This window comes from Sodalis sp. (in: enterobacteria), from assembly GCF_051710625.1.
In the GTDB taxonomy this organism is placed as follows: Bacteria; Pseudomonadota; Gammaproteobacteria; order Enterobacterales; family Enterobacteriaceae; genus JBPESN01.
Genome location: NZ_JBPESN010000074.1, coordinates 1 through 11,006 on the forward strand (window position 1 = coordinate 1; position 11,006 = coordinate 11,006).

The following is an 11,006-nucleotide window of genomic DNA, read 5'->3' on the forward strand; positions in this document are numbered from 1 at the left end:
GGCACGATAATACGGTGGCAAATGCATTGCGAATAAACTGGGCTTCCTTCTTTTTAACTTCACTGCCTGTACCGCTGGCATTGATATTTACATCAATGCCGATATGGGTTTGCTGAACAATAATGTTCATTTCAATTGTCATGGTGACCTCAATATAATGATGCTGACCAAATAACCTTGCATCCACCTTTCATGAATACCCCTTGCTTAAAACCACCCCGTGCGTTTTTGCCAACGGTGATATAATCAGCCTGATCCTTTTTTAATAACTACTCACACAGATTATGGTAATCAATACGGATAACCAGCTTACAGTCATGCAATATCACGCCTTTTATCGTTAAATACCGTATAACGGCTTCTGCCGGCGTCATTACGGCGATAAGATGATTGTTGGTCGATACCTCTTTATGGTGGACTGACACATTTTTCTCCTTCAATGAATCAGCATTTCTGCATAGCGGTCGATTAACGTCACGGACATCCCCTGATTGCCGATAGCGCTTGTCCGGGCCACCTCACGCGCCAATTTAAACAGGCGGCGATAATTGCCCCGTGAATGCTTGAGAAAGGCGGCGGCAATCTCGGGCGCAAGCGGCTCGCCCGATGCTTCACCGTTCGATAACAGAGTGCCGAGAATGGCGCTGAAATCCTCGGTTTCGATCTCTTTCCTGCGGGACGCCAGGTCTAACGCCATGCCCACCCGGCTATAGAGCTGGGCGTATTCCCCGCGTGAGCCTTTCAGATTGAGCAGCAGACGCGGCATGCCCGCCAGGACAATGGCCACTTCGGAACGGTCGTGAATGCGCCGCAAGACCTCAAGCGCCCTTGTAGGGCAGCACCAGCTCAGCCTCATCAACCAGGACCAGCCAGTGCTTATCGCGCAGCCCCTGTACGCACTCCTCGACCAGATCATGGATATTGCCGGTTTTCCGCAGACCCAGCCGTGCGCACAGCGCCTGCAATAACATCTTGGCGGTATAGCCGGGGTCGGCTTCAATCAGGATGACGCCTTTATTGGCGCTGTTGGCGCGCGCATGCTCCTTCAGCACCATGCTTTTCCCCATGCCGGCCGGGGGCCGTATATCACACCGATATCGCCGAAGTCGTGCGTGGCACTAATCAGGTCGAGCGTCACGCTGGCCAGATGGGTCGGCACAAAATTCACCTTGATGTCCCGCCGGCAGGCGCGCTCTGTCTCACGGTCAAGAAAATCGCGCCGCTTAATCTAATCCGGTTTTATCGGCCACCCTGCGCTGGGTGTAGCCTGACCGCGCCATCAGTTGGAAAATACGTCCTCGTGCTGTCATACAATATATCCTTACCGGTTATTACCGACCTGCTTGATATCGTGCTCATATTCGAATTCAAATAAATACACCTTGTCTTTTTCGGGTGCCGATACCTGGGGTATCAGCAGGCTGTAATCGCTCTCCCTGGGTGCATCAATCACCGGGCGTAATTCGTCTTTTGCATCCTGAATTTTGCTTTTGGCGAGTTTAATGCGACGCTTGGCGCGCGCTTCCAGCGCTTTTTCCACTCTGGAGACCGGCACCGGCGAGACAGTATTGCCATTCCACAGCGCAGTACAGAGATAGGCCCCGTCCATCTGGCGAATAATCACTTCATTAGGCTTATGGATATCGTAAGCCACCCGCACCGTCTGGCGATCTACCTCAATCAGCTCCCTGGCAAGATACGGGTTATTCAGCAGTTCAACCCAACCGCGCTGGGCCACGCGTTTTTCTTCCGGCATAAACATCTCGCGCAACTCGCCTGGCGTCAGGTATTCAACGTTGTCCCCTTCCTCAGCCAGCAGGGCCTTGCGGTAAGCGGCCGGCGTCATCGATTTATTGTTGACCTTGGGCAGGGCGCTGTGCTCGTGGCTGTGGTTATAGCGCTGCACCTCCTCCTCAATGGCGTCTATCAGCTGCCGCCAGCTGGGCAATATCGCCAGCGTCTTTTGCTGCGTGGTGTTCAGCTCCTTCCCCTGACGCAGGGCATTCGACAGACTCAGCAGTTTTTGCCCCTGCACCCCCGCTTCGTTGGGGTCAGCGTTCAATTCGTTATAGGTCTGAAAGCGCAGGGCCAGCCTGAGTGGCAGCACGCCGTTCAGCCGCTCGATAATGCCCTGCGCCTGCAGGTTACCGGGGATACCGGTAATATGTTCAATACCCAGCCGGGGAAAAATCCCGGTGATATCCGCATCCAGCATCTTGTTGGTCTCGCCGGCGCCGTTATCGGAGTAGGCAAATAGCGGCTTGCCGTGGTGCTGGATGGCATAACGCCACGCATCCGCTACCGCGATGGCGTTTTCTGCCAGTGACAGGCTCCAGCCCACCAGATAGCGGGTACGCCCGTCAAGCACCAAAGTCAGCTCCGGAGTAAAGGGCCGGCCGTGTATCGGATGCGTCACTTTCATGTTCAGCGACTTGCCGTCGGCTATCCAGCAGCCATTTACCGGCATCTGCGCCCAATCCCGATGCTGGTACACCTGATACGCCTTGAGCGCAGAGCCGGTGACCCGGCCCTTGACCCTTCGGTTGGGCGCAACCCGCTTGACTATGCGATTGACTTTGTCGTAGGTCGGCAGGGCCGCCAGCATGGCAGGCTGGTCATGGTATTCACTCTGCCAGTCCGCCCGAAATGCGCGGTAGGCTTCCAGCACCGTCGGGCCACAGAGGTTCGGGCATAATGCGCCAGAACAGGGCGTAGAACCACGTCATGTCCTCGGGGCGCTGGCTTCTTCAGCTTCCCGGGAGCCAGTATCGCCAGACGCTCCTGGGGCCGCTCAGCGCTGAGATAGAGACTCACCCATTCCTGTAGGCTGCTTTTGCCCACCCCTTGCCGGGATGCGGCCCTTTTTGGCGTTAGCCAGCGTGGCGGCGCGCTGCAGGGCCTCGGGCAATATGCCGGTTTTTGACTCATCGACGATAAAAATCACCGCCGCAATGCGGGTCATGCCGGCCTGCTGTAACCGGACCACTTCCTGTGCCAGCATCATGCGCGTATCGGCAATCTGCTTCTGCTGATCGTTCAGAGCCTGCACCTTGCGCTCAAGCAGGGCCGGACATTGACGCATGATCGCCAGCTCATCGCGCGACTTGATGGCGGTACTGCGCTTGACCGACTCATCAACCGGCTGGGCCGGGGATTGCGCCATCAGGAATTTATAGTGCCGTTGTTTGATGATCTCGCGTGTTTGTTCCGGCAAACAATCGATGTGGTACTCGAAAACCTTGGTGTCTGAACGCTTACGGACTAAATCGGGTGAATTTGCAGTCCGCTTATTCAATGACCAGCGAAGCCCCTGCAAGGTGCCAGGCAATCCGGGTAAACCGACTAACTCACCCACCGTAACAAACATAATTACGACACCTTGCTTATATAACGACTCGGCCAAATGCTGGCCGGATCCACATTGAGTGCATTAGCGATAATGCGTTCACCTTTGGGATAGGGACGATACAGCGCGTTTTTTAACGTGCTGGACGCCAGCCCCGAGCCGCGGGAGAGATCTTGCATGGTGATCCCCTTTTTGTGCAGAGAGGCCAGGATATCAATCCAGTGCCAGTTACGATGATTCACTTCATTTCTATCTAACATTCGATTACCCTAAAAAGTTAACCATGTGGGTAAGTCATGGGGCTTACCTCTACTACTGCAAATATTGATCTTAATCAAAATCATGTAAAGCAAAAAGTTAGCTTTCTTTGATTCTTTTTGTGGCTAATACGTGCAATTTCTTTTACTCCTTTTGAATCAAAAGATTAAGTGAAAAGAAAATGACAGATGGAAAAATAAATGAATTTGCTTTTTATGGGGGGAGCAAAGAAGCTTTAGAGAGCGTTTAAAGATGCTGATTGGTAAACGCAGTATCCGTGCTGCTGCTAGGTGCTAAAGGTTATCTTTTTCTACATTAAATAATTACTTGAACAAAGGAACTGAGCCGTCCTTTACTGCAATACGGAGTATTGTGTATAAGGAGCAAATTAGCCTTGACTGGCTAGCATTTGAATCATATGAGGAGTTATCTAATAACTTAAAAACTAGATCTAGAAAAACGGGGATAGATAATAACAATGGTAAGTTAATGACTGCATGGCTCATGGTGCTTGATTCACTTGATGCGCAAGAAGCTCAAGCTATCTTAAGGATTATCCATAGGAAAGGGATTGAAGGGGTTATTTCGGCTTGTATGAAAACTGATACTACCAATAAAAATAATATTACTAACAATGTTGAAAGAGCGTTGCTTGAACTCCCTCCCGAAGAGCAGGACCGCCTAATTGGCCTTACACGAAGCTAAAAAGGGGGCCACACCTGAAGCGTGTGCAGTAGCAAATGTAGAAATCTTAGATAGCAAGAACAGTGGAGCGGCCTAAATAAAGATTAGGCCTTTATTTATCGAATTTTATTAAGCTTCTGATTTACCTAAACTAATTTAACCTAACTTACTTATCCTTGGGTATGATCAAACGGTGTTTAAACCACCTTCAAATCTGCTCAAACCACAGTCGTTTGAGTCCAGAATTTAATGCAAAAAATCATTTTCTGTTCATTTTTTGCGACGAGTCCAGAATCCTTAAAATCGTGGTAAGCCTTGCCAGTAAAGGGCTTCTGGCTAATCCATCGTTCCCCTTGAGAGTCCAGAAATGATTGCCACCCCACATAACTATGTACAAGCCCTGGCGCGAGATGGTGAAGCTGAAGGAGGAAGGGCTGGCCAAAAGCATTGGGGGTGTAATTTTGAGCCGCATCATCTTCAGCTCCTGCTGGGTGAAACCGGGGTAGTGCCGGTAATCAATCAAATCGAGTTGCATCCGCTGTTACAACAACAGACCTTGCGGACCTTTGATGCCCGCCACCAGATTTTGACCGAATCCTGGAGGCCTCTAGCGCAGGGGGCAAAGGGGTATTTTATCAGGCGATCATCCGTGAACTTGCGGAAAAATACGGCAAAACGCCGGCGCGGATCCGCGCCAACTTTGCTGTGTTTGACTTTAGTCTGGCGCAAGATGATCTGGATGCCATCGCCAAGCTGGACTGCGGCAAACGGCTGGGTTCGCATCCGGATACCGTGGCGGCTGTCTGATGCGGGGATTTAGCTGACGCCGACCATCCAGGTTGTGCCCGACTTCGGCGTCGAGAAACCCGGTGGTACCCGACTTCGGTCGCCGCGTGATGGCGGTGATCGTGACCGGCGCAGACAGCGTCCCTGCCGGTGCCGGCGCCGGCAGCCTTGTCGGCATGCGCCGCCCACGGCGTTCAGGCTACACCCTGTGAACGACGGCGCAGTCTGTAGGCACCGTTATCCCCCAGACTGGGGCCGTACCACAAATTGCCCCGCGGCGCCGCGATCGGCCATCTCCAACGTCTGGCTGTAATAGAGATAAGGAAAGTGTTCCGGCGCCACCTGTGGAAACCACACCAGCAATTCAACCTCGTTATCAACCCACACGGTATCCTTCCAGCCCTGATCTTCCGGTAACGGCGTATTGCCATTAACGCGTTTAATCAAAAAAGCCACGCCCTGGATATGAAACGCCTGCGGGGTATTGGTGTGAACTATCCAGCGCTCAAAGCTGCCCTGTAAGCTCTGGAAATCGTTGCGGCTCATATTCCATAACGCACCATTGATATCAGGCGTAGAGCCGCCGAGTGAAAACTCGCGGGTCCGGCTGATACCGCCGTCAATGAGCTGGTCGGACAGCAAACGCATGGGCAGGTTATCGGTGACCAACGGCAGCAGCCCCGTCGGCTTGAGCGTCAACACCGTGGTATTGACCAGTATTGACGAGGGTTCAAAAAAGCCGCGCACCCTGTCCATCAGGCCGGCCGCTTCACCTGCGGTGATGGCCACCTCTTCTCCCTTGGACATATCGATAAGAATTTCACGCCGCTCGCCCGGCGCCAGCGACAGTCGGATCACCGGGACCGGCGACGGCAGGAAACCCTGATCGCCGGCAACGACATGCATGGCGCGGCCGTCGCTCAGTTGCAGCTGGTAGCGCCGGGAATTTGAGGCATTGAGCAACCGCAGTCGCACCCAACCGCGCGACACTTCCACAAACGGGCTCTGCGCGCCGTTCACCAGTAGCGTATCACCGAGAAAACCGCCGCTAGCGGGAGGGTTATAGATCGGCTGACCAAAGTTATCCAGCCGTTTGTCCTGGATAATAAGCGGGAATTCATCGACGCCATAATGGTTTGGTAGCGGCAGCACTTTACTGACCGCGTCTTCAACCAGCCATAGCCCCGCCAGGCCGTTGTAGATGTGCGGCGCCATCCGGTTCGGGGTGTTGGCATGGTACCAGCAGGTGCCGGCCGGTTGCCGGATGGGCAGCACCGGCGACCAATCTGCCCCTGGCGACATCATCCTTGCCGCCCCGCCCATGAGCGTGCCGGGCACCTGCAGGCCGCTGACGGTCATCGCCACGGGTTCCGTCAGGCGGTTATTATAAATGAGCTTGACGTCATCGCCATTGTATACCCGCACCGTCGGGCCGAGGTAGCCGCCGTTAATGCCCCAGGTGGTGGCGCGCCGACCGGCGGCAAAGGTCCAGTGCGAGCGCTGCTGCGTTAAAAATAACGGCTGGCCGCGGCGCGACTCAAGCAAAGGGGGGATCGGTAGCGCAACAAGCGTTTCGGCGGCTTGCGCCTCCAGCGGCACCGCGCTGGCAGCAAGGGTAACCCCCGCTGCCTGAATAAACCGACGCCGACTGAGTGACATATCTGCTCCATTAGACACGGCAAAGCTTTTCTCGTAGAGGCCGGCCTGGCCCAGGCCGAAAAATCATCAATCCTACCTCGGGAGCAACAGCGCTACAAAGTCCTTTTCTGGACAGGCCACGGCATCAGTGTTACGGCTCCGACGGCCCCAGGGGAGGCGCGCTTTCGGCATTGGCCTACTGCGACGCTGCACTGCACCGCGACCTGTGTCGCAGGTCGGGCGCGCTCAGCGCTTCAGGGATTCCCGCCGGGCCACTTCCGCATTCAGTTCGTCGAGCTTGTTTTTCATTACATCCCGACAGTGTCTGGTCAACGCGCGCACCTGCTCCCGGCTGTAGCCGGACGTTTCCGCCGGCGGCAAAATTTCGATAATAACCAACCCATTGGACCAGCGATTGAGTTTAATTTTATTTGAAGTATTGGAAACGCAAATCGGCACAATAGGAACGCCTGCGGCAATGGCAGTATAAAATGCCCCGATTTTGAACGGGAGCAAACCGCGACCACGGCTGCGGGTGCCTTCCGGAAACATCCAGATGGAAATATTGTGCTTTTTAATGCTCTGCACGATTTCAGTAAGCGTGTTGTGGGCGCGGGCGCTGTTATCGCGATCGATAAGCAGATTGCCGGTGAGCCAGTAAAGCGGCCCGAATAGCGGTATCCACAACAGGCTTTTTTTCCCCACCGTGACGGTGCGGGGCTGCACCACATACGCGGCGGTGACCATATCGTAATTGTTCTGATGATTGGCGATATAAATGCAATTTTGCGGCAACGTCACGCCTTCAGGATGGCGGACTTCCACCCGAATGCCAAACAGAGGCGACATACGGCCGAACCAGCGGCCAAAGGTAGCAACATGATGTGGGTCTCGCGGGCTGAACAAGCAATAAATTAAGCCAAAAACGCAGATCAATATCGACAATAACACCGTCAGAATGGTGCGAACAATAGCGAGCATACTTACCTCTTAACCTTCAGCCGCCGCTAGTATACCTGCTTCCTGACAAAATACACGGTTATTCCCCCCGTGTCTGGGTGGCGGTAGAAAACAAAGAAGATTATCACCTATCCGCCTAGAGAAACCGACCGGACGTCGCACCGGTCGGTGCGCCTATCAGGCCGTTTCCTCGTCGCCGGAGCCGGCCAGGGGATCGGTGATTTCCACCCGGTCGATATGTTGCAGTCCGCGCGGCAACAGCGCCCCCTTACGCCCACGCTCGGCGCTGAATTTCTGCAAATCTTCCGGTCGCAGGGTCAACTTGCGTTTGCCGACGTAGAACGTCACAGAAGCTTTGGTTGACAGCAGATACAGGCCGGCAAGACGATCTTTGCCCACCGCCGCATCCGCGGAGGGGATGGAGATGATTTTATTGCCTTTACCTTTTGACAGCTGCGGCAGATCGTCGACCGGGAACATCAGCAGGCGGCCGGCTTCGGTTAACGCCAATAGCTTATCGGCCGCGCCGTTTAGCCACAACGGCGGCATGACTTTGGCGTTTTCTGGTAAGGTCAACAGCGCCTTACCGGCGCGATTGCGCACCACCAGATCGCTGAAACTGCACACAAAGCCGTAGCCGGCATCGGAGGCCATCAGCAGTTTTCGCTCGTCGGCGCCGGTGAGCATCTGCTCAACCGCCGCGCCGGGGGGTAACGTCAGCTTACCGGTCAGCGGCTCGCCTTGGCCGCGCGCCGAAGGCAGGCCGGCCGGTTCCAGCGCGTAGCTGCGTCCGGTGGAATCAATGAATACCACCGGCTGATTGCTCTTGCCGCGCACTGACGACAGATAATTATCGCCGGATCGGTAACTGAGCCTTCTCAAATCAATATCGTGGCCCTTGGCGCTGCGCACCCAGCCCATGGTCGAGAGGATCACCGTCACCGGCTCCGATGGCATAAGCTCATTTTCGCTCAGCGCTTTCGCCTCGCCGCGCTTTATGAGGGGCGAGCGGCGCGCGTCGCCGTAAGCGGCGGCATCCGCCTCGATTTCTTTTTTCAGCAGGTTGCTCAGCTTGCGTTCAGAGGCGAGGATCGCCTGGATTTTGTCGCGCTCTTTCTTAAGCTCATCCTGTTCGCCGCGCAGCTTCATTTCTTCCAGTTTGGCCAAATGGCGAAGTTTCAACTCGAGGATGGCATCGGCCTGCGTCTCGCTCAGCTCAAAGCGCTGCATCAAAACCTGTTTTGGCTCGTCCTCGGTACGGATGACGTGGATCACCTCATCCAGGTTGAGGTAGGCCACCAGCAGGCCGGTCAGGATATGCAGCCGGCGCAGGACTTTTTCCAGCCGAAAATTCAGGCGACGGCGCACGGTATCACGGCGATAAATCAGCCATTCCGACAAGATTTCGTGCAGATTTTTTACCGCCGGCCGGCCGTCCAGCCCGATCATGTTCATGTTGACGCGGTAGGTACGTTCCAAATCGGTCGTGGCAAACAGATGGTTCATCACCTGCGTCAGATCAACGCGATTAGAGCGCGGGACGATGACCAAACGAGTCGGGTTTTCATGGTCCGATTCGTCGCGCAGATCCTCGACCATCGGCAATTTTTTTGCGCGCATCTGGCTTGCTATCTGTTCCAGCACCTTGGCGCCGGACACTTGGTGCGGCAATGCGCTGATAACCGCTTCGCCGTCCTTGACGGTCCACAACGCGCGCATGCGCACGGAGCCGCGCCCGGTCTGATAGATTTTGCGCAGATCATCCTGCGGGGTAATGATCTCCGCCTCGGTGGGAAAGTCCGGCCCCTTAACATGTTCCAGCAATTGTTCTAGCGTAGCGGCAGGATTGCCCAACAGCGCAATCGCGGCGGCGGCCACTTCATTGAAGTTATGCGGCGGTATATCGGTCGCCATCCCGACCGCGATGCCGGTGGTGCCGTTAAGCAACACGTTCGGCAACCGCGCCGGCAGCATTTTCGGCTCATCCAGCGTGCCGTCGAAGTTGGGCACATAGTCGACCGTGCCCTGCCCCAATTCACCGAGCAACACTTCGGCATAGCGGGACAAGCGGGATTCAGTGTAACGCATGGCGGCGAAGGATTTGGGATCGTCCGGCGCCCCCCAGTTGCCCTGGCCGTCCACCATCGGATAGCGATAGGAGAAAGGTTGCGCCATCAACACCATAGCCTCATAACAGGCGCTGTCGCCGTGAGGATGGTATTTACCCAGGACGTCGCCGACGGTGCGTGCCGATTTTTTGTATTTCGCGTTGGCGTTCAGTCCCAGTTCCGACATGGCATAGACGATGCGGCGTTGCACCGGTTTGAGCCCGTCGCCGATAAACGGCAGCGCGCGATCCATGATGACGTACATGGAATAGTTGAGGTACGCGTTTTCGGTAAATTTATGCAGCGCCAGGCGTTCGGCGCCGTCATGAGTCAGCTCGCTCATTGATGATTATTTCCTCTGACCGCGGTATGGCCGCGTGAGCAATCACATTTCTACACCGCGGGTATGGGGTTCGTGAGCATGATACTACCCTATACGCCCCCTTGTTGTCACAGTACTCGCGCGGGCGCGAAACGGTCGGCGTGGCTAAAGCGCCGACGCATTCAGTATACTAAGAGGGTCGAATCACGGGTGCGATAAAATATCACGAGCATCCGATCCGGCCCGCGTCTTTGGTTAACTATTGGCGCCCCCGAACGAATGTCAAACAGAAAAAGCGATGATCACGGTAATTGCAGAAATCAAAGTCAAACCGGGACGGAGAGATGCGGTTTTAGCCGCTATCGAAGCGCTCAGGCCAAACGTACTGGCCGAAGACGGATGCGGCGAATACACCTTGCTCACCGACTATAAAGTACAAATACCGTGGCGTAAAACCGCTCCCGACTCAATCTTTATGCTGGAACAATGGAAGAGCATCCGTCATTTGGAGCAACACCAGCAAACGGCGCATATGGATGCCCACCGCGCCAATATTCGTGACGATGTGATGGATGTGTAGTGGCACACTGAATTTGGCCACCTGAACAGAGGTGATATGCTCACCTCAGAACAACACGGGTGCACCAATGAAAAGAAGAAATTTTAGTCCTGAATTCAAACGCGAATCCGCTCAACTGGTTGTCGACCAAAATTATACCGCCGTGCAAGCAGCAAAAGCCATGGACGTCGGCCTTTCTACGACGACAAAATGGGTACAACAACTGCGTGATAAGCGACAGGGGAAAACGCCAAAAGCCTCTCCCATAACCCCGGAACAAATCGAAATACGTGAGCTCAAGAAGAAGGTACAACGCATTGAAATGGAAAACGAAATATTAAAAAA

Annotated in this window: 12 protein-coding genes and 1 pseudogene; 4 read left to right on the forward strand and 9 right to left on the reverse strand. The window is 54.7% G+C overall.

Annotated features, from left to right (window positions below):
* Nucleotides 1–436 precede the first annotated feature (436 nt).
* The 6 genes from ACTBDU_RS13950 to ACTBDU_RS13975 all read right to left on the reverse strand — a co-directional run bounded on the left by ACTBDU_RS13950 (nucleotide 437) and on the right by ACTBDU_RS13975 (nucleotide 3,606).
* Nucleotides 437–814: a hypothetical protein gene (locus ACTBDU_RS13950; RefSeq protein WP_438806876.1), complete on the reverse strand. Its 378-nt coding sequence runs from the start codon at nucleotides 812–814 to the stop codon at nucleotides 437–439.
* 4 nt (nucleotides 815–818) lie between these two features.
* A complete protein-coding gene (locus tag ACTBDU_RS13955; RefSeq protein ID WP_438806877.1) occupies nucleotides 819–1,055 on the reverse strand; it encodes a hypothetical protein in 237 nt (78 codons plus the stop codon).
* Nucleotides 1,046–1,168 (reverse strand): hypothetical protein, encoded by a 123-nt coding sequence (locus ACTBDU_RS13960; protein WP_438806878.1) that lies wholly within the window; start codon nucleotides 1,166–1,168, stop codon nucleotides 1,046–1,048. The genes ACTBDU_RS13955 and ACTBDU_RS13960 overlap by 10 nt, the downstream gene beginning before the upstream one ends.
* Before the next feature lie 153 nt (nucleotides 1,169–1,321).
* Complete coding sequence (locus ACTBDU_RS13965) at nucleotides 1,322–2,668, reverse strand: Mu transposase C-terminal domain-containing protein (protein WP_438806879.1); 1,347 nt, start codon at nucleotides 2,666–2,668, stop codon at nucleotides 1,322–1,324.
* 123 nt (nucleotides 2,669–2,791) lie between these two features.
* A complete protein-coding gene (locus ACTBDU_RS13970) occupies nucleotides 2,792–3,295 on the reverse strand; it encodes a hypothetical protein (protein WP_438806880.1) in 504 nt (167 codons plus the stop codon).
* A gap of 74 nt (nucleotides 3,296–3,369) precedes the next feature.
* Nucleotides 3,370–3,606, reverse strand: a complete 237-nt coding sequence (locus ACTBDU_RS13975) for a helix-turn-helix domain-containing protein (RefSeq protein WP_438806881.1) — start codon at nucleotides 3,604–3,606, stop codon at nucleotides 3,370–3,372.
* Between the two features lie 370 nt (nucleotides 3,607–3,976).
* On the opposite strand from ACTBDU_RS13975, the gene ACTBDU_RS13980 reads away from it, so the two are divergent.
* Together ACTBDU_RS13980 and ACTBDU_RS13985 are read left to right on the forward strand one after the other, a co-directional pair.
* Nucleotides 3,977–4,309: a hypothetical protein gene (locus ACTBDU_RS13980; RefSeq protein WP_438806882.1), complete on the forward strand. Its 333-nt coding sequence runs from the start codon at nucleotides 3,977–3,979 to the stop codon at nucleotides 4,307–4,309.
* A gap of 380 nt (nucleotides 4,310–4,689) precedes the next feature.
* Nucleotides 4,690–5,095: pseudogene (locus ACTBDU_RS13985) on the forward strand (aldo/keto reductase); the annotation flags it as partial.
* Between the two features lie 216 nt (nucleotides 5,096–5,311).
* On the opposite strand, the gene ftsP reads toward ACTBDU_RS13985, so the two are convergent.
* From ftsP to parC, 3 genes are all read right to left on the reverse strand, one after another.
* On the reverse strand, nucleotides 5,312–6,733 hold the full coding sequence (gene ftsP / locus ACTBDU_RS13990) for a cell division protein FtsP (RefSeq protein ID WP_438806887.1): 1,422 nt from the start codon (nucleotides 6,731–6,733) through the stop codon (nucleotides 5,312–5,314).
* Between the two features lie 225 nt (nucleotides 6,734–6,958).
* Nucleotides 6,959–7,693 carry a 1-acylglycerol-3-phosphate O-acyltransferase gene (locus ACTBDU_RS13995; RefSeq protein ID WP_438806883.1) on the reverse strand — a complete coding sequence of 245 codons (735 nt, stop codon included), beginning with the start codon at nucleotides 7,691–7,693 and terminating at the stop codon, nucleotides 6,959–6,961.
* Nucleotides 7,694–7,849: 156 nt separating this feature from the next.
* Nucleotides 7,850–10,123: a DNA topoisomerase IV subunit A gene (parC, locus tag ACTBDU_RS14000; RefSeq protein ID WP_438806884.1), complete on the reverse strand. Its 2,274-nt coding sequence runs from the start codon at nucleotides 10,121–10,123 to the stop codon at nucleotides 7,850–7,852.
* Between the two features lie 277 nt (nucleotides 10,124–10,400).
* On the opposite strand from parC, the gene ACTBDU_RS14005 reads away from it, so the two are divergent.
* Together ACTBDU_RS14005 and ACTBDU_RS14010 are read left to right on the forward strand one after the other, a co-directional pair.
* The gene (locus ACTBDU_RS14005; RefSeq protein ID WP_438806885.1) at nucleotides 10,401–10,682 is read left to right on the forward strand and encodes a putative quinol monooxygenase; all 282 of its coding nucleotides are present in this window, start codon (nucleotides 10,401–10,403) and stop codon (nucleotides 10,680–10,682) included.
* A 67-nt stretch (nucleotides 10,683–10,749) separates the two neighbouring features.
* The coding region (locus ACTBDU_RS14010) for a transposase (protein ID WP_438806886.1) at nucleotides 10,750–11,006 on the forward strand (257 nt) is incomplete at its 3' end.